At 68.2% G+C, this 25,220-nt stretch carries 25 protein-coding genes; 10 read left to right on the top strand and 15 right to left on the bottom strand.

What is annotated here, in order from left to right:
- Nucleotides 1-167 precede the first annotated feature (167 nt).
- Together aceE and BKK79_RS22565 are read right to left on the bottom strand one after the other, a co-directional pair.
- Nucleotides 168-2,858, bottom strand: coding sequence for a pyruvate dehydrogenase (acetyl-transferring), homodimeric type (gene aceE / locus BKK79_RS22570; RefSeq protein ID WP_157128503.1), 2,691 nt, complete (start codon nucleotides 2,856-2,858; stop codon nucleotides 168-170).
- A 184-nt stretch (nucleotides 2,859-3,042) separates the two neighbouring features.
- On the bottom strand, nucleotides 3,043-3,327 hold the full coding sequence (locus tag BKK79_RS22565; RefSeq protein WP_071038845.1) for a hypothetical protein: 285 nt from the start codon (nucleotides 3,325-3,327) through the stop codon (nucleotides 3,043-3,045).
- 198 nt (nucleotides 3,328-3,525) lie between these two features.
- On the opposite strand from BKK79_RS22565, the gene BKK79_RS22560 reads away from it, so the two are divergent.
- The 4 genes from BKK79_RS22560 to BKK79_RS22545 all read left to right on the top strand — a co-directional run bounded on the left by BKK79_RS22560 (nucleotide 3,526) and on the right by BKK79_RS22545 (nucleotide 8,205).
- Nucleotides 3,526-4,185 carry a TetR/AcrR family transcriptional regulator gene (locus BKK79_RS22560; RefSeq protein WP_071038844.1) on the top strand — a complete coding sequence of 220 codons (660 nt, stop codon included), beginning with the start codon at nucleotides 3,526-3,528 and terminating at the stop codon, nucleotides 4,183-4,185.
- Between the two features lie 316 nt (nucleotides 4,186-4,501).
- Nucleotides 4,502-5,143, top strand: a complete 642-nt coding sequence (locus BKK79_RS22555) for a hydrolase (protein ID WP_071018512.1) — start codon at nucleotides 4,502-4,504, stop codon at nucleotides 5,141-5,143.
- Nucleotides 5,144-5,576: 433 nt separating this feature from the next.
- On the top strand, nucleotides 5,577-5,933 hold the full coding sequence (locus BKK79_RS22550) for an STAS/SEC14 domain-containing protein (RefSeq protein ID WP_071018514.1): 357 nt from the start codon (nucleotides 5,577-5,579) through the stop codon (nucleotides 5,931-5,933).
- Nucleotides 5,934-6,075: 142 nt separating this feature from the next.
- Nucleotides 6,076-8,205 carry an acyl-CoA dehydrogenase gene (locus BKK79_RS22545; RefSeq protein WP_084085066.1) on the top strand — a complete coding sequence of 710 codons (2,130 nt, stop codon included), beginning with the start codon at nucleotides 6,076-6,078 and terminating at the stop codon, nucleotides 8,203-8,205.
- A 95-nt stretch (nucleotides 8,206-8,300) separates the two neighbouring features.
- Here the strand turns inward: BKK79_RS22545 and BKK79_RS39240 are convergent, their stop codons facing one another.
- Both BKK79_RS39240 and BKK79_RS22540 read right to left on the bottom strand, forming a co-directional pair.
- Nucleotides 8,301-8,447 (bottom strand): DUF3096 domain-containing protein, encoded by a 147-nt coding sequence (locus BKK79_RS39240; RefSeq protein WP_083384752.1) that lies wholly within the window; start codon nucleotides 8,445-8,447, stop codon nucleotides 8,301-8,303.
- Between the two features lie 126 nt (nucleotides 8,448-8,573).
- Nucleotides 8,574-9,062: a BON domain-containing protein gene (locus BKK79_RS22540; protein WP_071018518.1), complete on the bottom strand. Its 489-nt coding sequence runs from the start codon at nucleotides 9,060-9,062 to the stop codon at nucleotides 8,574-8,576.
- A 600-nt stretch (nucleotides 9,063-9,662) separates the two neighbouring features.
- On the opposite strand from BKK79_RS22540, the gene BKK79_RS22535 reads away from it, so the two are divergent.
- From BKK79_RS22535 to BKK79_RS22515, 6 genes are all read left to right on the top strand, one after another.
- Nucleotides 9,663-10,454, top strand: coding sequence for a COG4705 family protein (locus tag BKK79_RS22535; protein WP_071038843.1), 792 nt, complete (start codon nucleotides 9,663-9,665; stop codon nucleotides 10,452-10,454).
- Between the two features lie 100 nt (nucleotides 10,455-10,554).
- Nucleotides 10,555-10,938, top strand: coding sequence for a hypothetical protein (locus BKK79_RS22530; protein ID WP_071038842.1), 384 nt, complete (start codon nucleotides 10,555-10,557; stop codon nucleotides 10,936-10,938).
- Between the two features lie 211 nt (nucleotides 10,939-11,149).
- Entirely contained in the window at nucleotides 11,150-12,202 is a 1,053-nt protein-coding gene (locus BKK79_RS22525) for an SGNH/GDSL hydrolase family protein (RefSeq protein WP_071038841.1), read from the top strand.
- A 370-nt stretch (nucleotides 12,203-12,572) separates the two neighbouring features.
- On the top strand, nucleotides 12,573-12,953 hold the full coding sequence (locus tag BKK79_RS22520; RefSeq protein ID WP_071038840.1) for an OsmC family protein: 381 nt from the start codon (nucleotides 12,573-12,575) through the stop codon (nucleotides 12,951-12,953).
- 182 nt (nucleotides 12,954-13,135) lie between these two features.
- Entirely contained in the window at nucleotides 13,136-13,270 is a 135-nt protein-coding gene (locus tag BKK79_RS41980) for a hypothetical protein (RefSeq protein ID WP_257787602.1), read from the top strand.
- A complete protein-coding gene (locus BKK79_RS22515; protein WP_071018527.1) occupies nucleotides 13,267-13,569 on the top strand; it encodes a UBP-type zinc finger domain-containing protein in 303 nt (100 codons plus the stop codon). Before BKK79_RS41980 ends, BKK79_RS22515 begins: the two co-directional genes overlap by 4 nt.
- 45 nt (nucleotides 13,570-13,614) lie before the next feature.
- On the opposite strand, the gene BKK79_RS22510 is transcribed toward BKK79_RS22515, so the two are convergent.
- The 11 genes from BKK79_RS22510 to BKK79_RS22460 form a co-directional block, all read right to left on the bottom strand.
- A complete protein-coding gene (locus BKK79_RS22510) occupies nucleotides 13,615-14,574 on the bottom strand; it encodes an LLM class oxidoreductase (protein ID WP_071038839.1) in 960 nt (319 codons plus the stop codon).
- Between the two features lie 32 nt (nucleotides 14,575-14,606).
- Nucleotides 14,607-14,861, bottom strand: coding sequence for a hypothetical protein (locus tag BKK79_RS22505; RefSeq protein WP_071038838.1), 255 nt, complete (start codon nucleotides 14,859-14,861; stop codon nucleotides 14,607-14,609).
- 172 nt (nucleotides 14,862-15,033) lie between these two features.
- Complete coding sequence (locus tag BKK79_RS22500; protein WP_083384416.1) at nucleotides 15,034-15,711, bottom strand: TetR/AcrR family transcriptional regulator; 678 nt, start codon at nucleotides 15,709-15,711, stop codon at nucleotides 15,034-15,036.
- Nucleotides 15,712-15,832: 121 nt separating this feature from the next.
- Nucleotides 15,833-17,476, bottom strand: coding sequence for a cation/acetate symporter ActP (gene actP, locus BKK79_RS22495; protein WP_071038837.1), 1,644 nt, complete (start codon nucleotides 17,474-17,476; stop codon nucleotides 15,833-15,835).
- A complete protein-coding gene (locus BKK79_RS22490; RefSeq protein WP_071018535.1) occupies nucleotides 17,473-17,832 on the bottom strand; it encodes a DUF485 domain-containing protein in 360 nt (119 codons plus the stop codon). The genes actP and BKK79_RS22490 overlap by 4 nt, the downstream gene beginning before the upstream one ends.
- Before the next feature lie 29 nt (nucleotides 17,833-17,861).
- Nucleotides 17,862-19,085 carry an FAD binding domain-containing protein gene (locus BKK79_RS22485; RefSeq protein WP_071038836.1) on the bottom strand — a complete coding sequence of 408 codons (1,224 nt, stop codon included), beginning with the start codon at nucleotides 19,083-19,085 and terminating at the stop codon, nucleotides 17,862-17,864.
- Nucleotides 19,082-19,576, bottom strand: coding sequence for a VOC family protein (locus BKK79_RS22480; RefSeq protein ID WP_071038835.1), 495 nt, complete (start codon nucleotides 19,574-19,576; stop codon nucleotides 19,082-19,084). Before BKK79_RS22480 ends, BKK79_RS22485 begins: the two co-directional genes overlap by 4 nt.
- 229 nt (nucleotides 19,577-19,805) lie before the next feature.
- A complete protein-coding gene (locus BKK79_RS22475; RefSeq protein WP_071038834.1) occupies nucleotides 19,806-22,094 on the bottom strand; it encodes a xanthine dehydrogenase family protein molybdopterin-binding subunit in 2,289 nt (762 codons plus the stop codon).
- A complete protein-coding gene (locus BKK79_RS22470; RefSeq protein ID WP_071018543.1) occupies nucleotides 22,091-22,579 on the bottom strand; it encodes a (2Fe-2S)-binding protein in 489 nt (162 codons plus the stop codon). The genes BKK79_RS22475 and BKK79_RS22470 overlap by 4 nt, the downstream gene beginning before the upstream one ends.
- Nucleotides 22,576-23,871, bottom strand: a complete 1,296-nt coding sequence (locus BKK79_RS22465; RefSeq protein WP_071038833.1) for a cytochrome c — start codon at nucleotides 23,869-23,871, stop codon at nucleotides 22,576-22,578. Before BKK79_RS22465 ends, BKK79_RS22470 begins: the two co-directional genes overlap by 4 nt.
- 182 nt (nucleotides 23,872-24,053) lie before the next feature.
- On the bottom strand, nucleotides 24,054-25,184 hold the full coding sequence (locus BKK79_RS22460) for an alkene reductase (RefSeq protein WP_071038832.1): 1,131 nt from the start codon (nucleotides 25,182-25,184) through the stop codon (nucleotides 24,054-24,056).
- Nucleotides 25,185-25,220: the final 36 nt, after the last annotated feature.

Raw genomic sequence — 25,220 nt, 5'->3', positions numbered from 1 at the left:
GCTTGTCCACATGCGGCAACCTGCCGCCCGACCCGTTGCGCTATGGCGCGGCGATCGCGGATCTCTGTTGCGCTGCGGCAAAGCGATCGCTTGGGCCGGCCGGCCCGCGTGCGGCGCCCCGGAACGCGGCCTTTGGGAGGGGCAGCGGAGGTGTCGCCGGCCGCGGCTCATCCATGCAGCGGATTGCGCTTCTCCGGGTCGATACCGTACCTGGTGATGGCGTCCCGCAGCACGCTTCGTTCCAGCGAGCCTTCGTCTACCAGCGCCTTCAGTGCCGCCAGCGTGATCCAGCGGCGGTCCACTTCGAAGAAGTCGCGCAGTTTTTCGCGGGTGTCCGAGCGGCCGTAGCCGTCGGTGCCCAGCACGGTGTAGGCACGCGGCACGAAGGGTCGGATCTGTTCGGCCAGCAAGCGCACGTAGTCGGTAGCGGCGATGACCGGGCCGCGGGTTTGGGCCAGGCAACGTTCCACATGCGATTGCCGCGGCGCTTGGTCGGGGTGCAGCAGGTTCCAGCGCACCACGTCGTTGCCGTCGCGAGCCAGTTCGGTGAAGCTCGGGCAGGCCCACAGGTCGGCCTGGACGCCCCAGTCCTGTTCCAGCAGGTCAGCCGCGGCGATGGCCTCACGCAAGATCGTGCCCGCACCGAGCAACTGCACGCGCGCTCCCTGGCCATCGCCCGCGCGGCGGAACGCGTACATGCCTTTCAGGATGTCCTGCTCCGCTCCTTCCGGCATCGCCGGATGCTCGTAGTTTTCGTTCATCACGGTGATGTAGTAGTAGACGTCCTCCTGTTCCTGCAGCATGCGGCGCAGGCCGTCCTGGATGATCACCGCCAGTTCATAGGCAAAGGTGGGGTCATAGGAGATGCAGTTGGGGATGGCGCTGCCCCACACCAGGCTGTGGCCATCTTCATGCTGCAGGCCCTCGCCATTGAGCGTGGTGCGGCCCGCCGTGCCGCCCAGCAGGAAGCCGCGGGCGCGCTGGTCGCCGGCAGCCCAGGCGAGGTCGCCGAAGCGCTGGAAGCCGAAGATCGAATAGAAGATGAAGAAGGGAATCATCGGCTCGCCGTGCGTGCTGTACGACGTGGCAGCGGCGATCCATTCGGCCATGGCGCCCGCTTCGTTGATGCCTTCCTGGAGGATCTGGCCGTCCTTCGATTCCTTGTAGAAGCTCAGCTGCGAGGCATCCTGCGGCGTGTAGGTCTGCCCCTGCTGCGACCAGATGCCGATCTGCCGGAACAGCCCTTCCATGCCGAAGGTGCGCGATTCGTCCGAGACGATCGGCACGATGCGGCGGCCGAGCACTTTGTCGCGCAGCAGACCATTGAGGATGCGCACGAAGCTCATCGCGGTAGAGAACTCACGGCCCTCGCCGCTGGCCTTGAGCTGGGTGTCGAATGCCGAGAGCGGCGGCACCGGCAACGAGGGTCCCGTGCGGCGGCGCGAGGGCAGGTAGCCGCCCAGCGCCTGCCGGCGTTCGTGCAGATAGGCGTGCTCGCGCGAGCCTTCCTCGAATTTCAGGTAGCTGAGATCCGCCAACTGCTCGTCGCTCAGCGGCAGGCGGAAGCGCTCGCGGAAGCGCGCCAGCGTTTCCACGCGCATGTGCTTCTGCTGGTGGGTGATGTTCTGGGCCTCTCCGGCCTCGCCCATGCCGTAACCCTTGATGGTCTTGGCCAGGATCACGGTGGGCTGGCCGGTGTGGCTGGCCGCGGCCAGGTAGGCCGCGTAGACCTTGTGCGGATCGTGGCCGCCACGGTTGAGCAGCCAGATGTCGTCGTCGGACCAATCCGCCACCAGCGCCTTGAGCGCGGGCGTGTTGAAGAAATGCTCGTGCACATAGGCGCCGTCCTTGGACTTGAAGGTCTGGTAGTCGCCATCCACGCATGCCATCATCCGCTGCGCGAGGATGCCTTCCTTGTCGCTCGCGAGCAGCGCGTCCCACTTGCTGCCCCACACCACCTTGATCACGTTCCAGCCGGCTCCGCGGAATTCCGCTTCGAGTTCCTGGATGATCTTCCCGTTGCCGCGCACCGGGCCGTCCAGGCGCTGCAGGTTGCAGTTGATGACGAAGACCAGGTTGTCGAGCCGCTCGCGCCCGGCCATGCCCAGCGCGCCGCGCGACTCGGGTTCGTCCATCTCGCCGTCGCCGCAGAACACCCACACCTTTCGTGCATGGTGGTCGCCGAAGCCGCGGTCCTGCAGGTACTTCATGAAGTGGGCCTGGTAGATGCCCATGATCGGGCCAAGACCCATCGACACGGTCGGGAACTGCCAGAAATCCGGCATCAACCAGGGATGCGGGTAGGAGGAGATGCCTTGGCCGCCGACTTCCTGCCGGAAGTTGTCCATCTGCGCCTCGCTGAGCCGGCCTTCCAGGAAAGCGCGGGCGTAGAAGCCCGGCGCCGAGTGTCCCTGGAAGAACACCAGGTCGCCGCCGTGCCGCCCGGAGGGCGCGTGCCAGAAGTGGTTGAAGCCGACTTCGTACAAGGTGGCCGCCGAGGCGAAGCTGGCGATATGGCCGCCTACGTTGGTGTCACGCCCCGCGCGCAGCACCATGGCGATGGCGTTCCAGCGGATATAGGAGCGGATGCGATGCTCCAGTTCGTGGTCGCCAGGGCTGCGCGCCTGGCGTTCGACCGGAATCGTGTTCAGGTAAGCCGTGTTGGCGCTGAATGGCAGGTAGATGCCGGCCTCATGGGCGCGCCGGATCAATTGCTCGATGAGGAAGTGCGCGCGCTCCGGGCCTTCATGGGCCATGACGCCTTCCAGGGCATCCAGCCATTCCTGGGTTTCCTGTGCATCGATGTCGTTGTCGTTGTCGTTGTCGTTCGAGGACGAAATAGGCATCACGGGCAACATGATGGTCTCCTGTCGGCCCGACATGGGCAAGGGTGCGGACAAGGCCGCGATGAAGGGGAACGACGCACGGGGACACTAGCACCGGGGCGCTGGGCGGGTAAGGCGCGCCGTGGCGAATATCGTGTGCGGCATCGGGGCACACCGTCACGCAGGGGAATGCGCCGTGCGTGACGGCGAGGCGCTGTCAGGCGCCGTCGGTGAACGCATCGACGGGTTTCGCGGCGCCGTCGGCGTAGGGGGCGGTGCTGCGTACCGCGCCGTCGGTAAAGGGATCGGTCTTGCGCAAGGCAAGTGCGCGGAACTGTTCATCGGCCAAGGGCTGCGGCGTGCCGCGCGCGGCGAGTGGTTGGATAGGAGGGGGCGCTTCACTGCGAGCACCATCGGTGAACGGGTCGGTCTTGCGGGGGGCGGCTTGTGCGCCGGCGGCGACGATCAGCAAGGCGGCGGTGGCCAGACAGGCGGTCTTCAAGATTTCATCTCCTTCATTCAGGTGAGGCAGGCCGCGGCGTTGGGCGGGTAGCGTGGTGCGCGGTGCCGGCAGCGATCTCAATATAGCACAAACCGTACGGTATGGTACGCATTGTTGAGGGCGGTTGCCTTTGGTAGACTGCGCCGTCCATCCCATCCCATCCCATCCCATCCGTTCCGGAACCGTCCTGTGAAATCTATGCCATCGCCGACGCAGAAACCGCCCGCCTCCACGGACAAGCCCGCCGTGCGCATCACGCGCCGCGGCGAAGCCAAGCGTGCGGCGATCCTGGAAACTGCCGCCGGGATGTTCCTGGCCAACGGCTACGATGGCGTCAGCGTGGATGAAATCGTCAAGGCCTGCGGTGGCTCGAAGACCAATGTCTACAGCTATTTCGGCGGCAAGGACGGCCTCTTCGTCGCGGTGGTCGAGGCGCTGTGCGACCGCTTCCTCGAGAAGGTCGAGCAGATGGAACCGTCATGCAACAGTACGGCCCAAGGGCTGCACGTGCTCGCACGGGGTTTCCTCGAGTCATTGCTGCAGGACAGCCACCTGGCGTTCCTGCGGTTGATCATTGCTGAAGCGCGCCGCTTTCCCGAGATCGGGCAGGTCTGGTACACGCGCGGACCGCTGGCTACCTGCCAGTTCATCGCCGCCTACCTGGCGCGGCAACAGGCTGCCGGTACGAAACTGAACACCACGCCCGAAGTGGCGGCGCAGCATTTCCACAGCATGGTCATTGCCGGTGTCCTGCATCGCACGCTCGCCACCGGACAGCGCCCTGGCGAGGCGCAGATCGACGCACTGATTGCATCCGCCATCGACCTGATCGTGGCAAGGCCGGGGGCCGCAGGCTGAGCGGCCGGTGTCCTGATTCTGGAGTCGGTTGACTCACCCGGTCTGTCGAGAAGCCAGGCGAGGCCGGGAACGAAGCATCGCGAGGCCCATCGACGAGGCCGGATTCAGGGCAGGCTGGATAGGGGGAGCCACCAGCCGCGGCGCTGCTACGCATCGTTCGGCAGCGTCGAACAGCAAGTTCTGCCGCTCGCTATCACGCTGGCGGGCGGTCCTCACTTATGCTGCAAGGGCTCGCCGCAACCGAGAACCGGTCATTGACCAGCGGTGCGACGCGCACCGCAAAGCGAGCGTCTGCCCATTTTTCCAGGAGACCACCATGGCCAGCGAACCCATCCGCGATCCTCTCAAGGACCATCTGCTCACGCCGCAGAATGCAGCCTTCGTCGTCATCGACTACCAGCCGGTGCAGGTGAACTCGATCGCCTCGATGGATCGGCAATTGCTCGTCAATAACATCGTCGGTACCGCGCAGGCAGCGCTTGCCTACAAACTGCCGATCGTGCACTCGACGGTGAACGTCAAGACCGGCCTGAACAAGCCGCCGATCCCGCAACTCGCCAAGGTGCTGAAGGACCATCCGACCTACGACCGGACCAGCATCAATTCATGGGAGGACGTGGAGTTCCGCGCAGCGGTGAAGGCGACGGGCCGCAAGAAGCTCATCATGACGGCGCTGTGGACCGAGGCCTGCCTGACGTTCCCGGCACTGGATGCGCTGGCGGAGGGCTACGAAGTCTATGTCGTGGTCGACGCGGTCGGCGGCACCTCGCTGGCCGCGCACGAGGCGGCGCTGCGCCGCATCGAGCAAGCCGGCGGCAAGATGATCAGCGTGGCGCAGCTGTTCTGCGAACTGCAGCGCGACTGGTCGCGCAGCGAGACCGTGCCGGCTTTCATCAACCTGTTCATCGAAACCGGCGGCACGGCTGGCATCCAGTTCTCGTACGACCGCAATGAGTAGGTGTGGCTGACGGGTTCTACCTGCCCGTCGGGGGTGGTCGGAATGGCGCGTTCCTGGATGCGCCATGGCGGTCCACCCCCCTCCGCCCGGGGCGCATCGGCCCGCCCCAGCCATTGCCACTACCTGGTTTGGAGCAGGGCTGTGCAATTCTCTGATTCGTCAGTGACCTTCAGTGACCTTCAGTGACCGGCACCCCGTTGATCTGAGACGAGACCGCAGGCAGCCTCTTTTGTCTCTCCCACGCCTCATCGTCAACCGATCATGGCAATCTCGTCCCGCGGCTGGCGGATTCCATTCGGACGAGCCAGCGCCCCCTTGTGATCCGGGCCCGATGAAAAGGCGTACCATCAAAGCGTGATCGAACGCCGGCTCTGTCCGTGCCTGAGCGTGTCACGTCTTTCATGTCACGTCTTTCCAGCCAGGGGGTTCCGTCATGATCCTCTACCACACCGACCCCGATTCCCCGGTCGTCGAAATATCGGTCGAAGGCAAGGTCACCGACCAGGACCTGCGCGACGCGATCGAGCGCATGCGCGGGGATCTCGAACTGCATGGCAAGACCCGCGTGCTCGAGCGCATCGAGCATTTCACCGGCATTGAACCCAAGGCCTTGTGGACCGACCTGACGCTCGGCGTTCCGCTGGCGCGCAGGATCACGCGCGCCGCCGTGGTGGCCGACGCGGGATGGATCCACGCTTCGATGCATCTGGCGCGGTTCTTCACCAAGGCAGAAGTCAAGACGTTCCACATCGACGAACTGGAGCAGGCGCGGGCCTGGATCCATGCCTGAGCGCCGCCCGGCGCATCGCGCATCGTGCTGGTGCCGCCCCTGACGGGCGCGCGGAAATCGGCCTAGGCCGGCCGCCGCGCGCCTGGCGGGAACCGGCGCGGCGCAGGGCGTGCCACCGAATCCCCCGACCTGGCACACGCCGATGCTGTCATCCTTGCTCGGACGGCTCCTGATGGCCGCGTTCACCGAGGCCTTGCCGAAGATCGGCGAGACGGAACGGGCCGCGCTGGAGTCCGGTACGGTCGGGTTTGAAGGCTGCCTGTTTGCGGGCAAAGCCGATTTCGCCAGGCTGGCGGCGATTCCGGCCGAGCGCTTGGATGAGGAGGAGCGGGTCTTCCTCGAAGAGCAGGTGGCCGAACTGTGCGGCATGCTCGACGACTTCGCCATCGACGAGGCGCACGATCTGCCGGCCGAAGTCTGGGACTACCTGCGCAGGCATCGCTTCTTCGGCATGATCATCCCGCGCGCCTACGGCGGACTCGAGTTCAGCCATGCCGCCCATGCCGCCGTCGTCACGCGCATCGCAAGCGTCAACCTGGCCGCGGCGGTGACCGTGATGGTGCCGAATTCGCTCGGGCCCGCCGAATTGCTGCTGCGCTACGGCACCGAGGCTCAGAAAGCGCATTACCTGCCACGCCTGGCGCGCAGCGAGGATCTGCCGTGCTTTGCGTTGACCTCTCCCTATGCGGGCTCGGACGCGGCGGCGATCCCCGATGTCGGGGTACTGACGCAGCGTGAATGGAACGGTGCCATGACCCCGGGCTTCGCGCTGACCTTCTCCAAGCGCTACATCACACTGGCACCGGTTGCCACGGTCGTCGGCCTCGCTTTCAACGCCATCGACCCGGCCAGGCCCGCGGGCTCGCAGGAACTGGGCATCACCTGTGCGCTGATCCCGGTGCCGCACCCGGGCCTGCGCATCGGCGCACGCCACAGGCCGATGAACGGGGCCTTCATGAACGGACCTGTGCAGGGCGAAGACGTGTTCATTCCGCTCGACTGGGTCATCGGCGGCAAGCAGAACATCGGCAAGGGGTGGCGCATGCTGATGGAGTGCCTGGCCACCGGCCGCGGGATATCGTTGCCTGCCCTCAGCGTGGCGCTGCAGCAGACATCGCTGTATGTGGCCAACGGCTACGCGCGGCTGCGCAATCAGTTCGGCCTGTCCATCCACCGCTTCCCCAACATCGCCACGCCGTTGGCGCAGATGGCCGCCGAGCTCTATGCCACCGATGCCGCGCGACGGCTGACCACCTGCGTCCTCGACCAGGGCGAGCGGCCGAGCGTAGCCAGCGCCATCGTGAAATACCATTCGACCGAAGCTGCGCGCCGAGCGCTCAACCACGGCATGGACATCCTCGCCGGCAAGGCCATCTGCGCCGGCCCGTCCAACCTGCTGTCGATCGCCTATCGCCATGCGCCGATCGCCATCACCGTCGAAGGGGCGAACATCCTCACCCGCGCGCTGATCATCTTCGGGCAGGGGGCGGTGCGTTGCCATCCCTATCTGCTGAGGGAAATCCAGGCAGTCGAGCAGCGCGACGCCAGTGCCCTCGGCGAAGCCCTGCTCGGGCATTGCGGTCAAGTGCTGCACTGCCTGCGTGGCATTCTTCTCCAGGCGCCGCTGCTGGGCCAGGTCCCTCGGGGTTTCGAGCGCGAGGCACGCACGATTACCCGGCTCGCCGCCAGCTTTGCCTTCACCACGGACGTTTGCGTCGGGATCCTGGGTGGCAAGCTCAAGCGTCTCGAATTGCTGTCGACGCGTCTGGGCGATGCGCTATCGCATCTCTATATGGCATGTGCCTGCTTGTGGCGATACGCCGGGCAGCCGGATGCGGGACTCGCGCCGGTCGTGCATGGCGCTGTCCGGCAGCAGATCTGGCTCGCCAGTGCAGCCCTGCATGCGCTGTATGGCAATGTCTCCAATCCGGCGCTGAGGGTGGCCGGCATGGTCGCGCTGGGGGGACTCCGGCCGATTCGGCGCTTGCGTGACGCGGAAACCCTGGCGATTGCCGAGGCACTCGACGATCCGCTCGTCATCGGCCGGCTTTGCCCGGATATGGGTCTGCCCCGTGCGGGGGGCCTCCGTGACTTGCATGATCTGCTGTCACTGGCGCAGGAGATCGGCGAAGAGGAGAGCCAGCGGCTGGCCGGCGCCATCCGCCAGTCCAAGGCGCTGGAGGAAATCGCCGCGACGTCAGCCGCACCGCAGGCGCTGGCCTTCCTGCGTGCGCTCGACAAGGTGATCCAGGTGGACAGCTTCCCGGAATAGAAGGTCAAGGCGTCAATGCGCGTCAAGGCATCGACGCCGACGCGGCCTGCGACCGCTCCCTGACGGTGTCGCCAGGACGCGGTACGTGCCCGCACTCAACGCACATGCCCGCCGAACAATCCCAGGCAGCCGATGACGATCAGGTAGATGGCGACGATGTAGTTGAGCAGGCGCGGAATCAGCAGGATCAGGATCCCAGCGATCAGCGAGATAAGTGGGCCAGCGCTGGTGATGAGGTGCACGATGACTCCTTGGAGGCGGGCGATGGGTCGCATCGCTCCGGCCCTCCCGCGCGGGGCGCGGGGGACGGGCCGGGCGGCGCGTCGGCTGCGTCGGCTGCGTCAGCTGCGTCAGCTGCGTCAGCTGTGTCAGCGTGAGGAGATCTTCAAGGTGTCGTGGACGGAGTTCACGCCCTTCACGCTGCGGATCGTCTCGAGCGCGCGATCGTGTTGCTCCTTGCTCGGCACGTTGCCGCTGACATTGACCACGCCGTCCCTGGTCTTGACGTGGATGCCGGTGGACTTCAGGTCCTTGGTGGTCAGCAGCTTGGCCTTGACCTTGGTGGTGATGGTGCTGTCGCTCAGTTTCTCCTTAGCCTTGTCTGAACTCATGGCCGGGGTTGCGGGCTGTTGCGTGTCACGCTCGCCCTGCATGCGGCCGGACTGGGCAGGCGCCGCAGGGTTGGCCGGCGCGGTGGCCGGCGCCGTTGTCGAGTAGTCGTCCGCGGCTGTGCGCACGATGCCGCCGCTATCCAGTGCCAGCACGGTACCCGTGGCCGCTGCCAGCGCTGCTGCCAGGCAGGTCTTGCGGAACGCACGGGTGTGCGAGGTCGTTCGGGTCGTTCGGGTCTTGCGCATGGTCTCTCCTTTGAGGATGGCATGGAGGATTGGTCGCCGCCGCGTCCGCTCCAGGCGACGCGGCAAAGGCCGCACGATCCCTATCCCACCTATCCCATCTATCCCGCATGCCGCGCCAGCGCTTGCCGCTTGATGAGAACGGCGCGTTGCCGCGACACGGCATCAGGTGTTGGAACGCTCATCGGCCCTGGGTCTTTCCTGCAGTCCATCACAACTGCCGCTTCTTCATCTCATCGCGCCGCTGGTATTGACACACCGCGTTTCACGTGGCTGTGCTTTCGTTCTAGGATGGGGCCGTCGATACGGATGTCGGACGATCTCCTATTCTGCGAAACGATGGCCGGCTCGACCGCTCGATGTGAGCCCGGGACGCCCCAGGCAAAGACCCGGCGTGGCGCTTGCTCCCTTTCAGGCGGATCCAGGTGCGCCAGGCGGATCCAGCAGGTGCGAGCGGATCGGACCACCGGTTACAAACCGTCACAACGCTGGCTGAACCCTCGCCACGCACGGCATCGAACAGGGAAAGGAACTGCCCGCATCGGCTGCATTCCCATCCGCGCGCATCCGTGCGCGGCAAGGCGGCAGCAAAGGACCCTACCTATGCGTTCCAATCCCCGAAGTCCCCTCGAAGACGCTGTCAGCAAGGTGCCGGCGATCACGTTCGGCTTCTGGATCATCAAGATTGCAGCGACCACGCTTGGTGAAACCAGCGGCGACTGGGTGACGATGTCGCTCAAGCTCGGTTATCTCGTCGGCTCCCTGATCTTCCTTGCCGGCTTCCTCGTGCTGGTCTCGGCCCAGATCCGTGCGAGCCGGTTCTACCCGGTGCTGTACTGGGCCACGATCGTCGCCACGACGACGCTTGGCACGACGCTGGCCGACTTCTGCGACCGCTCGCTCGGCGTCGGCTATCCGGGCGGGGTCTCCATCGTCGCCACGCTGCTGGTCGCGAGCCTGGCGATCTGGTACCGCGTCGAGGGCACGGTTTCCGTCGGGAGCGTCGTCAGCGCGCGTGCGGAATGGTTCTACTGGATCACCATCATGTTCTCGCAGACGCTCGGAACCGCACTCGGCGATTGGGTGGCCGGCGAGGACCGGGGCGGCCTCGGGCTCGGCTATGAAGTCGGCGCGGCGATCTTCTCTGGCGGGCTTCTCATCACGGCCTTGCTCCGGCTCTGGCCGAGGATCTCGCGCACCGCGCTCTTCTGGGTCGCATTCGTGCTCACGCGTCCGCTTGGCGCGACCCTCGGCGACCTGCTCGACAAGCCTGTCGCGCAAGGCGGCCTGCACTTCAGCCGCTTCTATGCGTCGGGTGTCCTGGTTGCCTTCATTGCAGGCTGCATCCTGCTGCTCCCGCAGCGTGCGGCATCCCGGGTGAACTCGGCGATGTAGGACAAGGACCGACAGGCCTTTCAGCCTGCACCGCAGGCAGCCGGCAGGTTCGCCGCCATAGAGTGGAAGTACTCGATGGCTTTCCCTATGGGGGTGGATCATGCTCCGACGCTACGCGACCTGTTTCTCCCTCGGCATCCTCGCCATGGCGGCCTCGGCCGTCACGCTGGCGCATGAGTCCGCGGACGAGCGGAGTGCCCTGGCCTATGTCGAGCCGGCGCCGCCGGCGGTCTATGGGCAGGCGCCCACTGTCGTGGAGGGGCCGAATGTGGTCATCGGCTGGCATGGCGACCGCTATTGGGACGGTCGCCGGTGGTGGGCACGCGAAGAGTGGAACCGTCGCCATCCGCAAGGCAGGGCGTTTCATCATGATGACCACCGAGATGACTACCGCCATGACCGCCGCGACGACCGCCGCGACGACCGCCGCGACGACCGCCGCGACGACCACCGCGACGACCACCGCGACGATCGCCGTGGCTAGCGTGTGCGCGGGAACGCTCGCGGCCGAGGCCGCCTCCGCCGGTCACGAGATGCGCCTGCCAATGCCACCGCGTGCTGCCTACAATGAAAGTCGACGGGCAACCCGCGTCCGGTCCCGGACTCGCTGCTCGCCCACCGAAGGGAAGGTGCCCCCGGAGGCACCGGCCTGATGTTCGTGGCCGCCTGCGGCCGATTTCCACGGTGGAGGAGCGATGCAAGGAAGCCATCACAAGGTACGGGGCGCCATGCTTGCCACGGTGCTTTCACTGCTTGCTGCATGTGGCGGTGGCGGTGGCGGTGGCGGTGGCGGTGGCGATGGCGGCGGTGGGGGAGGGGGCTCGAATGGCGCCGCTGCCCCGGCGGGCGGCATTCACCTGCAGATCGTCTCGTTCGGCGACAGCCTGTCGGATGTCGGCACCTATGCGCCGCTCGCCAGCGCCGTCGGCGGAGGGCGCTTCACGACCAATCCGGGCCAGGTCTGGACCCAGGACGTCGCCCAATACTATGGCGACACGCTCACCGCGGCATTCACGATCAGCGCGACACATCAGTTGAGCGCGCACGGCGGCTTCGGCTATGCGGAGGGCGGCGCCACGGTGGCAACGGCGGCCAACCTGTACGATTTCCTGACCGATGTGATCGGCAATGTCGAAATGCCGGTCACGCAACAGGTCTCGTCCTACCTGAACACGCACGGCCGCTTCGACTCCAGTCAACTGGTGCTGGTCTTCGCCGGCGCGAACGACGTGCTGCGCGCCGGAGCCTTGCCGGCCGCGGCACAGACCGTGCAGACCGCGGCAACTACCCTGGCCCAGGTGGTCGCGCAGATCGTCCAGAATGGCGCCACGCATGTGGTCGTGGTCAATGTCCCGAATATCGGACTGGCGCCCAAAGGGCTTGCGGCGGCCGACGGCGGGGCAACCCTGACACAGCTGTCGCAGATCTTCAACGACAGACTGAACTCGGCGCTGCAGGCCGACGGCGTGCAGGGCAAGGTCATCCAGATCGATTCCTACACATGGGAGAACCAGGTCATCGCGAACTTCAAGGCGGATGGCTTCCTGGTGTCGAACACCAGCGTCGCCTGCGACCCGGCGAAGACGCCCGATAACACGGCCCTGCTGTGCTCGCCGCCCACCTACGTGACGGCCAATGCCGATCAGACCTATATGTTCGCCGACGACCTTCATCCGACGACACGGCTGCATGCGCTGTTCGCCCAGTTCGTGGAGCAGCAGATCGCGGCGAGCGGTCTTGGCCACTGAGCCGGCGGGCGGGGCGACCCGCAAGCTGCATCGCGGGGTCCGCGCCCATCCGGCCTGACCTCGCGGCCTCGATGTCGTCGGGGCGCATGGACCTGCGGGCAGGCCCTGCCGCTTCCAAGCCGGCAGACAGGTGTCGACTATGCCTGCACCATGGTCCACAAGGCCCCGCACCGCCACGCCGCAGCGCGCTACCGTACATTCCGGACGCCGTGCCCTGCAAGGTGGGCGCAGGGCCGGCAGGACGCGGGTTTGCCGGTGCATACCAAAGGTTTACTGGTGTCACCGTCGTTTTGCGAGGATGCTGGAGGCGGGCTGGCGGTGAGCGGGCCCTATTCCACGCTTCGCCACATCATCCCGAGGAGCCGGTACCATGACCCACGGCAGCGCCCATATCGAATCGACGCCCTATCGCACGGACATCGTCGTGGGCGGACACGCCATCACGGCGGACGAGCCGCCCGCGCTGGGCGGCAAAGGCGCGGGCCCTGCACCCTATGACCTGTTGCTGGCCAGCCTCGGCGCCTGCACGGCGATCACCCTCAAGATGTATGCCGAACGCAAGGGCTGGTCTTTCGCGTCGCTCGATGTCTCGCTGCGCATCGTGGGCAGCGAGGAGCGCCGCGTCGAACGGACGCTGGCGATACAGGGGCTGGACGACGGCCAGAAGGCGCGCCTGGCGGAGATCGCCGAGCGCACGCCTGTGACGCTGACGCTGAAGTCCGGCTTGCCGATCGATACCCGCCTCGCGTAGCGCGGAGCCGCAGCATGCCAACCGCCCGGGGATTCCGCGGCGGCGGCTGCGCTGGACGATGCGCCCGCCGGGCGCCGTTGACCATGGGAGCAGGTCCATGACCCAGCCGCACGCAGATGACGCCGGGGGGCGCAGGCACCAGATGTTCCCCGTCCTGGCGGCCGCCCAGGCTCGAGACCGGCATGCCCGGGGTCTTCGCCATCGGTGACGTCCGCGCCGGCTCGACCAAGCGCGTCGCGGCGGCGGTCGGCGACGGGGCGGCGGGCATCGCCCAGATCCACGCTTACCTCAGCAGCCTGAACAAGGAGTCAGCATGAACTCATGCCAGCACACCGACGGGATACTCGATGTCGTGCCCAGCGCACGGGGGTGCGAAGAATGCCTGAGGATCGGCAGCGCGTGGGTGCACCTCCGCCTGTGCCGGACCTGCGGCCACGTCGGCTGCTGCGACAGCTCGCCGCACAAGCATGCCCGCGCGCATTTCGAAGCGACCGGGCACGCCATCATCGAGGGCTACGATCCCCCGGAGGGCTGGGGATGGTGCTACATCGACCGGCAGGAAGTCGATCTGCCGAACCAGACACCGCAACGCGGGCCTATCCCACGCTTTGTCTGAGACCGACTGCCGGCTTGCGCCGGCGGCTGCCGCGCTGCCATCCATTCAAGCGCTGGGATAGCGCGGAAGCACGAACTCGGCCAGTTCCTCCAGGACCTCCCCGGCCGGCCGCGTGCTGTGGCGCAGGTTGAAAGCCACGTGGTTCGCGCCATGCCTGGCCAGGGCGTCGAGCTCTTCCAGCAGGCGGTGGCGGCCGAGCCGATAGCCGAGGAAGATCGGCGACGGCGCGGCGTCCGGGTCGTCGGCCAGGTCGATGAACATGGACGTGGCGAAGGGACGGAAGGCCCCGTGGGCCTGGGTCTCGACCGCGCTGCGCCACATGTCGATCCTCGGCTTCTGGGCTTCGATGGGGCGGAAATAGGTGACCCAGCCGTCGAGATTGCGCGCGATCCACTGCAGCGTCTGCTGCGCGCTGCCGACCGCCAGCATGGGCAGGTAGCGTCCGCTCGCCTTGGGCAGCAGGTCGAGACCCTCCAGGGTGCCGAAGCTGCCGGACAGCCGCGGGAAGTCTTCCGCGGTGCTGCGCCGGATCACTTCGACGGATTCCTGGTAGGCCGCGCCGCGCGCTTCGTGCGAGAGATGGAAGGCGGGATACTCGGCGGGGCGGTCGCCCGAGGCCGCGCCCAGCACGAAGCGCCCCCCGCTGACGACGTCGACCGAGGCGGCGGCCTTCGCCGTGTGCAGCGGATGGCGCAGCGGCAGCACGATCCCGGCCGCACTGAGGGCGATGTCGCGCGTCACCGTCGCCAGCTGGCCGAGCCAGACCCAGGGGTCGTAGATCTGGCCGGCGTCATTGAACTGCGGATCGAACAGCGGCACGTCGCGGACCCATAGCGTGGCGAAACCGAGGCGGTCGGCGCGCGCGGCGAGGTCGAGCTGCCCGCGCATGTCGGGGATGCCGTTCTCCAATGGGGCCAGCGGCAGCATCAGGCCGAGGGTCAGGCGGTCCGGCTGGAACATCCTGGCAAAGCCGCGGTGTTGTCCGGATGGCGATGGTGTGCGCACGGCGGTGCTCCTTCTTCCCAGGGGGACGATGTTCAGGACAGCGAGCAGGCGCCGTTGCTGCAGTCGTCCTGCTGCGCCACGGCCCGGCGCAGTGCCGCCTCGAACACCGCGACGGATTGCGCGCCGCTGACGATCTCGCCGTCGATGTCGAACTGCGGCACGCTGCGGACACCGCCGCCCTGCACCGCCCGTTCGGCGTCGCGGACCTCCCGCGTGTCCAGGCGGTGTTCCCCGATCAGGCACCAGGGGCAGATGAAGTCGGAAGTGATGGTGATGTTGAGCGTCATGGCTGGTTCTCCAGGTGATGGAGCCATGATGCGCCCCGCGCGCGACGGCGATAAGCGGGGTCAGGCCGAAAGCTGCGTTGTATTGCTCGCAACGCCGATCTTCACCGCCCGGCATCGAGCCGGCGCGCCATGCTGTTGCGCGCGGGCCGGGGCGGACGATCCGGTCGCGCCGCTATGGCGCGGTACGCCCGCCGTCGCGCAGCTTGCGCATCGCCGCCGGCGCGCCGTGCAGGAAGACGTCGACCTTCTGGCGGATCACCGCTGCCATGTCGCCCGGCACCTTCAGCCCGTAGATCCATTTGCGCACGCCCAGGTAGAAGATGCCGGCATGCAGGCCCCAGATCATCTCGATCTCGGCCTCGGTGTCGGCGGCATGGCGGGGCGGGGCGATGCCGAAGGCCTCGCGCACTTCGGCCAGCACCGGCAGGAAGACCTTGCTGCGCAGCTTGCTCAGGTACTTGTTGTTGATGCCCTCATGGGTCAGGCCGGCGAAGATGAACAGGCGGATCCATTCCTCGCGCAGGATCACCGAGGCATAGTCGAGATAGAAGACGTACAGCCGCTCGGCCAGCGGAATGGAGCGGTCGGCGATCTGCCGCTCCCATTCCGGGCGCCACTTGAACACCTCGTTGTAGACGCGCTCGATCAGCGCCTCCTTGCTGTCGAAATAGCGATAGAGCAAGGGCTGCGTGACCCCGATCTGGCGGGCCAGCTCGCGGGTGCTGCCGCCGAAGCCGTTGCGGGTGAAGTGCTCGATGGCCTTGTCGACGATCTGCTGTTCCCGCTCCTCCGGCAGGAGCCTGCGGGTGATCCTGTTGTCGTCGCTGTCCGCTGCGCTGCCTGCTTCCATGGGATGCCCTCTGACGATCGGGTGCGGGTGATGTCCGGGGATTCTACCAAGCCGCCGATCGACCGATAAACAACGGCCCGGGCCCGCCTGCGCCGCGTCGGCGCGCAGGCGGGCGCCGCGTTCATCCGCCGGCCTTCCCGCTGCCGGCGATGCCGAGCTCGCTGGCGACCTGCTGGTTGGCGTAGGCCGAGCGCTCCCAGGCGCCGCGCGCGGAGCGGTCGGTCACCGAGAAGACGTAGATGCCGGCGAAGGCCACCAGCATGGAGAACAGCGCCGGATACTCGTACGGGTAGATCGCCGTGGCATGTCCCAGCACCTGTACCCACACCGTCGGGCTCAGGATCGTGAGCACCACCGCGGTGAGCAGTCCCAGGGTACCGCCGATGACCGCGCCGCGCGTGGTCAGGCCGCGCCAGTAGATCGACAGCAGCAGCACGGGGAAATTCGAGCTGGCGGCGATCGAGAAGGTCAGGCTGACGATGAAGGCGATGGTCTGCTTCTCGAACAGGATGCCGAGCAGGATGGACAGCACGCCCAGCACGAGCGTGGTGGCGCGCGAGACGCGCATTTCCTCGTGGTCGGTGGCCTGGCCGCGGCGCACGACGGTCGCATAGAGGTCGTGCGAGATAGCGGAGGAGCCGGCCAGCGTGAGCCCGGCGACCACGGCCAGGATGGTCGAGAAGGCCACCGCGCAGATGAAGCCGAGGAACAGGTTGCCGCCGACCGCATGGGCCAGGTGTACCGCCACCATGTTGACGCCGCCGATCACCGCGCCCGAGCCGTCGTGGTACAGCGGATCGCCGGCCACCAGGGCGATGGTGCCGAAGCCGATCACGATGATGAGCGCATAGCCGATGCCGACGATGCCGGTGGCATAGAGCACGCTCTTGCGCGCGGCCTTGACGTTGCTCACGGTGAAGAAGCGCATCAGGATGTGCGGCAGGCCGGCGGTGCCGAAGATCAGGGCGAGGCCGAGCGAGATGGCCGAGACCGGGTCCGAGACCAGGCCGCCAGGGCGCATGATGGCGGCGTGCTTGCCGTGCGTTGCGATGGCCTGCTCGAACAGGCGGTCCAGGCTGAAGCCGAAGCGGCTCATCACCATGAAGGCCATGAAGGCGCAGCCGGCCAGCAGCAGGGCCGCCTTGATGATCTGGATCCAGGTCGTGGCGAGCATGCCGCCGAAGAACACGTAGACCACCATCAACACGCCGACCAGGACCACCGCCGAGGTATAGCTGAAGCCGAACAGCAGTTCCACCAGCTTGCCCGCGCCGACCATCTGCGAAACCAGGTACAGCAGCACGATCACGATCGAGCTGGTGGCGGAGAAGGCGCGGATCGGGCGCTGCCGCAGCCGGTAGGACAACACGTCGGCCAGGGTGTAGCGCCCGAGGTTGCGCAGCGGCTCGGCGATCAGGAACAGGATGATCGGCCAGCTGGCCAGGAAGCCGATCGAGTAGATCAGGCCATCGTAGCCGCTGGTGAACACCAGCGCCGAGATGCCGAGCAGCGAGGCGGCGGACATATAGTCGCCGGCGATCGCCCAGCCGTTCTGCAGCGCGGTGATCCTGCCGCCGGCCGCGTAGTGGTCGGCCACGCTGTGGTTGCGGCGGGCGGCCCATCGCGTCACCACCAGGGTGGCCGCGACGAACACCAGGAACATGCCGATCGCGGTCAGGTTCATTCCCTGCCCGACCGGGGGGGTGGCGGCCAGGGCCGGAGCGGCCGCGGCCAGCGCGAAGACCAGGCTCAGCAGGCGCTTCATTGCAGTTCTCCTTGGCGGATGCCGGCGATCAGCCGGTCGTAGACGGTATTGCTGCGATGGACGTAGAGCGCGACCAGCGCGAAGGTGAAGGCGAACATGCCGAAGCCGATGGGGATGCCGACGGTCATGGGCCGGCCGGCAACCAGCGGCACGGCCAGCAGGGCCGGCCGGAAGGCCAGCGTGAGGATGAAGCCGAAATAGGCCATCAGCATGGCCGCCGTCAGCGTCCAGGCGAAGCGGCGGCGCATGCGTTGCAGGCGGGCGAAGTCCGGGCGGCCGAGGATGGGGTGGGGGACCACCGGTGCATCGCGCTCGGTGGCGTCCGCATGGGAGGGGTAGGGGGCGGCTTGGGGCATGGCAGGGTCTCCGATCAATGGCAGGGGGCTCAGAAGCGCCGGGACACCGCGGTCTCGCGCATGACCGCCTCGGGCGTGCGGTAGCGCTCGGCCATCGCGCGCTCCTCGTCGCTCTTCAGTTGCGCCTGCATGTAGGCGCCGAGATGGCGCGCATGTTCGACGATCGCGTGGCCGATCTGCACACGCTCGCTGCTGTAGGCCGCGAGCGCGTCCGCCACCGGCGCACCGCTGCCGAGCGCGCGCACCAGCGCCATGGCGTCGCCGGCGGCCTTGGTGACACCCATGCCGCAGTGCGGGCGCGCGACGAAGGCGGCGTCGCCGAGCAGCGCGATGCGGCCGAACGCCATGCGCGGCACCGTCAGGTCGAAGATCGGCTGGAACAGCGGCTGGGCGGTCTTGGCGACCACCTCGGCAAACTGCGGCGCCAGCAGCTCGGTGGCCGCGCTCTCCATGTCGGCAAGCACGCCAGGGCGGATCAGCGCGGGCGGGATGCCGTTGCGCCAGCACTTGCCGCTGGCGTCGGTCAGCAGGTCGGGAAGCTCGTCGTCCTCGCGCGTGGCGCGGTACCACACGAAGTTGTAGCGGCGCTGGCCCGGCGCGGTGCTGTTGGCGGCGCCGGCCACGGGATAGCCGAGGATCTGCTCGTGCGGCGGCAGGCAGAAGGCGAACTGCTCGAAGATGTCCGCGCGGGTGCCGGCCGAGAGCTGCGCCTCGTCGACCAGGCCGCGCCAGGCGATGTAGCCGGCGTACTCGAGCCCGGCCGCCGGCAGCCATTGCTCGCGCAGCCCCGAGCGGAAGCCGTCGGCGGCGACCACGAGGTCGGCGCGGTGCGCCGAGCCGTCCTGCAGCGTCACCACGGCATGGTCGCCATGCGTATCGGCCGATACCACGGTGGCGCCGGTGCGGTAAGTGCCCGTAAAGGCGTGGTTCAGGACCTCGTAGATCTTGCCCCAGGCGGTCAGCGTCTGCGGCATGGCGCGTTCCGACAAGACCTTGCCCTCGCGCGACAGCGTGATGCGCCTGTCCACGTGCACGCCGATGCTGTCGTCGACCGCCACGCCGGCGGCGGCGAGCGCCTCGAACAGCTCCGGATGCGTGACGATGCCGGCGCCGCGTCCGACCAGGGCTTCGGGCGTGCGCTCGAAGATCTCGACGTCCCAGCCGTCGCGCATCAGCATGTTGGCGGCAAGCAGGCCGCCGAGCGAGCCGCCTACGACGATCGCCTTCGGCTTGGTGAGCCGTGTGGTAGTCATTCCAGTTCTCCAGTCAGGGCATGGGTGCCGTCGGGCTGCGCAAGGCCGGCGATGTCGAGGCCGGCGACTTCCGCCGCGGGGTAGTTGAGTTCGATCGTGACGCCGGACGGATCCTCGATGAAGACCTGGTGCAGGCCCAGGCCGGGAACCGTGCGATCGCGCCAGGGAATTCCCGCGGCGCGCAGGGTGTCCCACATCTGCCGGACACCGGTGGCGAGGAAGGCGATGTGGTCGAGGGTGCCGGTGCCGGACGCGGGCAGGGTGCGGTCGCCCAGGTAGGCGGACAGGCCGGCGGGACTGTCCGGATCGACGCCGATGATGTGCACGGTGCCGAAGCCGCTTTCGTCGTCGCCCAGGTAGAGCCAGGCGCCCGGGAAGTCGAAGGCCGGCCGGAAGCCGCGCCGGAAGCCCAGGACACGCTCATAGAACGCGCATGAGCGCTCCAGGTCGGTGGTACGGACGGAATAGTGTGCAAGCCTGGCCAGTGCCATCGCTCTCTCCTTAATTTATCAGTCGATCAGTGATCGGTTGATAAATTATAGGTTGGAGGTGACAGGCGACCAAGAACGATTCAGGCAGTAGTTACCCTGATGGATCGCTGTTTTTCGAGTGATAAATGAAGTGCGAGGCGCACCGGCGGCGCGGCAGTCGATGGCGGGCAGCCGGCAGCCGGGAACCACCGGCCGGCGCCGCGGCATTGCTGCCGCGGCGGTGGCGGGCTCAGGGGGCGAGCCGCGCGCGCAGCGCTTCGCCGCCCAGCGGCAGGTCGCGCAGGCGCAGGCCGGTGGCGTCCAGCAGGGCGTTGCCGATGGCGGCGGCGGTCGGCCCCATGGCGGCTTCCGCCACGCCGAGGAAGGGGGCGCCGGGCCGGTCGATCAGGTGGACCTTGATCTGCGCGGGCACGGTGGAGAAGCGCATGATCGGATAGCTGCTCCAGTCGACGCTGCGGATGCCGTCGCGGTCGAAGCGGAGCTGCTCGTAGAGCGTCCAGCTGGCGGCCTGCAGGATACCGCCTTCGATCTGGTTGCGCACGCCGTCGGGGTTCACCACCTGGCCGCAGTCCACCGCGACTTGCGCCGATTCGAGGCGCACCCTGCCGCTGTCGCGCTCGACCGAGACCTCCACCGCCATGGCGACATAGGCCATCAGGTTCTTGTAGCGCGCGAAGGCGAAGCCGACGCCCCGCTTGCCCGCGCGCGCGGCCTTCGCCTTGCGCGGCCAGCCGGACTCGCGCGCGGCCAGCCTGATCACCTCGAGCGCGCGGGGGTCATCCATGTGACGCACGCGGAATTCGACCGGATCGATGCCGGCCGCGCGCGCGAGGTCGTCCATGAAGGTCTCGATGCTGAAGACGTTGAGATGCGCGCCGAGCGAGCGCATGGCTGAGGTGCGCAGCGGCATCGTCGGCGAGAAGTGATTGACGATGTGCCTGGCTGGCAGGCGGTACAGCGGAATCGCGTTGCGGTCGCCACCGCCCTCCGGCTGCAGCATCGGCACCGACGGCGCCGGTGTGAACGGCTTGGCCAGCTGGGTGGCCGGGAGCAGCCGGCCCGCGTTGACCACGCGCTCGTTGTGCGAGCTGCTCCACAAGGCATAGTCCCAGCTGACGATGGTGCCGTCGGCCGACAGCCCGGCCCGGACCTGCGTGATCATGGCGGGCGTGTAGTGGTCCCACAGGTTTTCCTGGTCGCGCATCCATTGCACGCGCACCGCGCGTCCCGGCAAGGCGCGCGCGAGCAGGGCGGCATGCGCCGCCGCGTCGTCGGCGCCGTTGTGACCGTAGCAGCCGGAGCCCTCGACATGGACGCAGCGGATCTTCTCCTTCGGCATCGACAGCATCTCGGCCAGGCCGTCGCGCAGCGGATAGACTCCCTGGGAGTGCGTCCAGACCGTGAGCCGGCCGTTCTCCATGCGGCCGACGGCGCAGGAGGGGCCGATCGAGCCGTGCATCAGGTAGCGCTTGCTGTAGGCCGCTTCCAGCGTGCGCGCGGCCGCCGGCATCGGCGCCTTGGCGTCGGCGATGGTCAGGTGCTGGGTGGCGATCTGCCGCAGCTGCGCGGCCACTTCGTCAGGCGCCGGCAGCGCGCGCCCCTTGCCCCAGCGGCAGCCGGCCGACAAGGCGCGCTGCGCCAGCACGGCCTGCCATTCCTTCTGCGCGACCACGGCCAGCAGGCTGCCGTCGCGCACGATGGCAAGGAACCCTGGCGTGGCGCGCGCGCCGGCCTCGTCGACCGCGAGCAGCGGCGCGTCGTAGGCGGGCGGCAGCACGACGCGCGCGTGCACCATGTCGGGCAGGCGCAGGTCCTGTACGTAACTCGGTCCCCCCGAGACCTTGGCGGGGATATCGAGACGCCGCATCGACGCGCCGATCACGGTGAAGGCCGCCGGATCGCGCAGCGGCGAGACGGGCTTGGCCTGCACGTGGAGATTGACGTACGGCAGCAGCTCGGCGAACGTCAGCGAGCGGCCGTCCGGCGCCGCGATGCGGGCGTCGCGCAGGGTGAGGCTGGCCGGGTCGACGCGCAGCCGGCGCGCGGCGGCGTCGGCCAGCAGGCCACGCACCTGGGCGGCGGCATTCAGCAAGGCGCTGCCGCTGTCCGCCATGGTATGGCTGCCGGCGGTCAGGCCCTCATCGGGAGAGCGCGCCGTGTCGGCGGTCAGGAAGACGATGCGGCGGGGCTCGATCTGCAGCTCCTCGGCCGCGACCTGCAACAGGGCGGTCCGCACCCCGGTGCCGAGCTCGACCTTGCCGGTGTAGACCGTCACCTGGTTGTCGGGGGCGACCTGGATCCAGGCGTCGAGATAGGGATTGGTCTTCAGGCTGCCTGCCAGCGCGACGAACTGCCTGGCGACCGTGACCGCGGCACCCTCGTCGGCCAGCACCGTCTGCGCGAGCGGGCGCCGCGCCGGCAGCAGGGTGAAGCCGACCACCAGGGAGCCCGCGATCATCAGGGCCCGGCGCGCGGGGTTGTCGGGGCCGTCGGGGCCGTCGGGGAGCTCGCGGCTCATCGCGTGGCCTCCGCCGCCTTGGCCGCGCCGCGGGTGCCGGCGGCGGCCGCGCGGATCGCCGCCAGGATCCGCATATGGGTGCCGCAACGGCAGAGATTGGGTTCCATGTGCGCGCGGATCTCCGCTTCGGTGGGGTGGGCGTTCGCTTCGAGCAGCGCCTGCGCGCGCATGATCATGCCTGCGATGCAGTAGCCGCACTGGGCCGCCTGGTGTTCGATGAAGGCCTGCTGCAGCGGGCCGGGCCGCTCGGCGGAGCCCAGGCTTTCGATCGTCCGGACCGCGCGCTGCCCCAGCGCGGCCACCGGGACCAGGCAGGAGAAGACCGGCCGGTCGTCGACCAGCACGGTGCAGGCTCCGCACTGGCCGAGGCCGCAGCCGAACTTGGCGCCGTGCAGCCCGAGCTCGTCGCGCAAGGCGTACAGCAGCGGCGTGGACGGATCGATATCGAGCGCGTGGCTCTTGCCGTTGACTCTCAGCGTAATCATTGCGACATCACTCCCTTGCGGATGCTGCTGACGGTGGCTGGCACGCCGTCCCATGGCCGCCGCCCGGCGTAGGCGGCGCGCAGATAGGCCGCCAGGTCGGCGACCTGGCTGTCGTCCAGCACCTGCTGGAACGGCGGCATGTAGTGGAGCGCCTGCTCGCCCTGCCATGGCACGCCGTACAGGATCATCTGGATGGCATTGCGCGGGCTGGCCGAGTGGAGCGCGCTGCTGGTGGCGAGGCTCGGCCGCTTGCCGAGCGATTGCATGGGCGAGCGCTCGCCGTGGCATGAGGCACAGGCTCCGGCGAACAGGACCCGGCCGCGCTGCACGGCATCGGCATCGCCCGGGACCGGGGCGCCGGCGGTGTCGCGCGGCCGCTCGCGGTCGTCGGGCGCGGGCTGCTGCAGCGAGAACAGATAGGTGGCCATGGCCTCCACGTCGGATGCAGGCACCGTGGCCAGTTCCTGCGTGACCGGCAGCATCGGGCCCGCCGCCGCGCCGTGCGCGCCCGAGATGCCCGTGCGCAGGTAGCTGGCGAGCTGTGCCTCGGTCCACGGCACGGCGCCGTTGGCGAGGTGGAGCAGCGAAGGTGCCTCCCAACCGTCGATGAGGTTGCCGGCGAAGGCCTGGCCGGACTTCTCGCCGCCGATGAGGTTCAGCGGAGAATGGCAAGCCGCGCAGTGGCCGAGGCCGTTGACGAGTTCGCGGCCGCGGTTCCATTGCGCGCTGCGGGCGCTGTCGGGCGCTTGCGCTCCGGGGCGGAGGAACAGCACGTTCCAGAACGCCACCAGCGGCCGGAAGCCGAGCGGGAAGATCAGGTCATTGCGCGGCGCGGCGGCGGATACCGGGTCGCGCCGCATCAGGTAAGCGTAGGCCGCGGCGATGTCGTCGTCGGACATGCGCGTGTAGTGGACATACGGGAAGGCGGGATAAAGCTGATGGCCGTCGCGCGCGATGCCGCGCCGCAGGGCCCGCGTGAAGGCCGCCAGCGACCAGGTGCCGATGCCGGTCTCGGGATCGGGCGTGATGTTGGTCGAATAGATGGTGCCGAACGGCGTGCGCAGCGGCAGGCCGCCGGCATAGGGCTGGCCGCCGGGCGCGGTGTGGCAGACCGCGCAATCGCCCAGCGCCGCCACGCGGGCGCCGCGCAGTACCTGCGCGCGCTCGAATGATTCCGGTGCCGGCGCCTGGACGGGGGCGATCTCCCGCTCCAGCATCAGGTACAGCGCGAGGCCGCCTCCTGCCAGGACGATGGCGCAGATCAGCATCCACCATTGGCGTCGAGAGGGCATGGGGAAATCTCCTTGGCTTCCGGTGCGTGGCACCGGCATCGGTGGGCGGCATGCCCGGGCTGGCCGATTTCGGCAGTGTAGGAGGCGGCGCGGACCGCAGCCATTGCGGAATGGTCGTGACCGCACCAGACGAAGGTGTTAGGCCGGGCGCGCAGGGCGCCCGGTACGTGACCGTCTGTCGCTTACCGCAGCGGCGCGTAGTCGGGCAGCGGCGCGTAGTCGGTGTAGCCGGCTGCGTCGCCGCCGAAGAACGAGGCCGGATCCGGCTGGTTCAGCGGCGCCGAGGTGCGCAGGCGCAGCGGCAGGTCGGGGTTGGCGATGAAGGGCCGGCCGAAGGCGATCAGGTCGGCGCGGCCCTCGGCGAGCGCCTTCTCCGCGGACGGGCCGTCGTAGCCGCCGGCCAGCATCAGCACGCCCTGGTAGGTGTCGCGCATCATGCGGATCATGCGGTCCCAGCGCGGGTCCGTGGCCTCGTCCTTGACGGTGCCCACCATGGCGGGTTCGACCAGGTGCAGGTAGGCCAGCGGCCACTGGTTCAGGCGCCGCGCGATATGGACGAAGGTGGCCTCGGGCGTCTCGTCGTCCATGCCCATGAAGCGGCCCATCGGCGTCAGGCGCACGCCCACGCGCGCGGCGCCGATTTCGGCGGCGACCGCGTCCACCACCTCCAGCAGGAGCCGGGCACGGTTCTCGATGCTGCCGCCATATCGGTCGGTGCGCTGGTTGCTTGCCGAGTTGATGAACTGGTCCAGCAGGTAGCCGTTGCCCGCATGGATTTCCACGCCGTCCATGCCGGCCTCGATGGCGTTGCGCGCGGCCTGGCGGTAGTCCGCGACGATGGCGGCGATCCCTTCGACGCTCAGCGGCTGCGGCACCGGGATCTCTCCCCAGACGCCACGGCCGTGTTCGTCGAGGATGAAGGTCTTGCCCGGCACGGGCAGCGCGCTGGGCGCCACCGGCAGGGCGCCACCGGGCTGGAAGACGGGGTGGGACACGCGTCCCACGTGCCAGAGCTGGAGGAACATGCGCCCGCCGGCGGCGTGCACGGCGTCCGCCACGGCGGACCAGCCGGCGATCTGCGCCTCGGTATGGATGCCGGGCGTCCAGGCATAGCCCTGGCCCTGCTGGGAGATCTGCGCGGCCTCCGAGATGATCAGCGCGGCAGAGGCACGCTGGCGGTAGTACTCGGCGTTCATCGCGGTGGGCACATTGCCAGGTTGTCCGGCGCGGGAGCGCGTCAGCGGTGCCATGACGACGCGGTGGTCGAGCTGGAGCGGGCCGATGGAGATGGGGGAAAAGAGTCGGGAGTCCATGACAGGGATACCTCCGGTCGTGAGCGTTATCGGGGA

The sequence above is a fragment of the Cupriavidus sp. USMAA2-4 genome (assembly GCF_001854305.1).
Lineage (GTDB): Bacteria > Pseudomonadota > Gammaproteobacteria > Burkholderiales > Burkholderiaceae > Cupriavidus > Cupriavidus malaysiensis.
This window is presented reverse-complemented; position numbering and strand designations above follow the sequence as displayed.

Excerpts from the sequence above, each read along its gene's own strand:
- BKK79_RS22460 (WP_071038832.1), bottom strand. The coding sequence starts at position 25,184 with ATGGACTCCCGACTCTTTTCCCCCATCTCCATCGGCCCGCTCCAGCTC.
- BKK79_RS22475 (WP_071038834.1), bottom strand. The coding sequence starts at position 22,094 with ATGAGCCGCGAGCTCCCCGACGGCCCCGACGGCCCCGACAACCCCGCG.
- BKK79_RS22500 (WP_083384416.1), bottom strand. The coding sequence starts at position 15,711 with ATGGAAGCAGGCAGCGCAGCGGACAGCGACGACAACAGGATCACCCGC.
- BKK79_RS41980 (WP_257787602.1), top strand. The coding sequence starts at position 13,136 with ATGCCCGGGGTCTTCGCCATCGGTGACGTCCGCGCCGGCTCGACCAAG.
- BKK79_RS22505 (WP_071038838.1), bottom strand. The coding sequence starts at position 14,861 with ATGACGCTCAACATCACCATCACTTCCGACTTCATCTGCCCCTGGTGC.
- BKK79_RS22465 (WP_071038833.1), bottom strand. The coding sequence starts at position 23,871 with ATGCCCTCTCGACGCCAATGGTGGATGCTGATCTGCGCCATCGTCCTG.
- actP (WP_071038837.1), bottom strand. The coding sequence starts at position 17,476 with ATGAAGCGCCTGCTGAGCCTGGTCTTCGCGCTGGCCGCGGCCGCTCCG.
- BKK79_RS22485 (WP_071038836.1), bottom strand. The coding sequence starts at position 19,085 with ATGACTACCACACGGCTCACCAAGCCGAAGGCGATCGTCGTAGGCGGC.
- BKK79_RS22560 (WP_071038844.1), top strand. The coding sequence starts at position 3,526 with ATGCCATCGCCGACGCAGAAACCGCCCGCCTCCACGGACAAGCCCGCC.
- aceE (WP_157128503.1), bottom strand. The coding sequence starts at position 2,858 with ATGTTGCCCGTGATGCCTATTTCGTCCTCGAACGACAACGACAACGAC.
- BKK79_RS22535 (WP_071038843.1), top strand. The coding sequence starts at position 9,663 with ATGCGTTCCAATCCCCGAAGTCCCCTCGAAGACGCTGTCAGCAAGGTG.
- BKK79_RS22525 (WP_071038841.1), top strand. The coding sequence starts at position 11,150 with ATGCAAGGAAGCCATCACAAGGTACGGGGCGCCATGCTTGCCACGGTG.
- BKK79_RS22470 (WP_071018543.1), bottom strand. The coding sequence starts at position 22,579 with ATGATTACGCTGAGAGTCAACGGCAAGAGCCACGCGCTCGATATCGAT.
- BKK79_RS22490 (WP_071018535.1), bottom strand. The coding sequence starts at position 17,832 with ATGCCCCAAGCCGCCCCCTACCCCTCCCATGCGGACGCCACCGAGCGC.
- BKK79_RS22545 (WP_084085066.1), top strand. The coding sequence starts at position 6,076 with ATGCTGTCATCCTTGCTCGGACGGCTCCTGATGGCCGCGTTCACCGAG.
- BKK79_RS22540 (WP_071018518.1), bottom strand. The coding sequence starts at position 9,062 with ATGCGCAAGACCCGAACGACCCGAACGACCTCGCACACCCGTGCGTTC.
- BKK79_RS22480 (WP_071038835.1), bottom strand. The coding sequence starts at position 19,576 with ATGGCACTGGCCAGGCTTGCACACTATTCCGTCCGTACCACCGACCTG.
- BKK79_RS22555 (WP_071018512.1), top strand. The coding sequence starts at position 4,502 with ATGGCCAGCGAACCCATCCGCGATCCTCTCAAGGACCATCTGCTCACG.
- BKK79_RS22520 (WP_071038840.1), top strand. The coding sequence starts at position 12,573 with ATGACCCACGGCAGCGCCCATATCGAATCGACGCCCTATCGCACGGAC.
- BKK79_RS22515 (WP_071018527.1), top strand. The coding sequence starts at position 13,267 with ATGAACTCATGCCAGCACACCGACGGGATACTCGATGTCGTGCCCAGC.
- BKK79_RS22550 (WP_071018514.1), top strand. The coding sequence starts at position 5,577 with ATGATCCTCTACCACACCGACCCCGATTCCCCGGTCGTCGAAATATCG.
- BKK79_RS22530 (WP_071038842.1), top strand. The coding sequence starts at position 10,555 with ATGCTCCGACGCTACGCGACCTGTTTCTCCCTCGGCATCCTCGCCATG.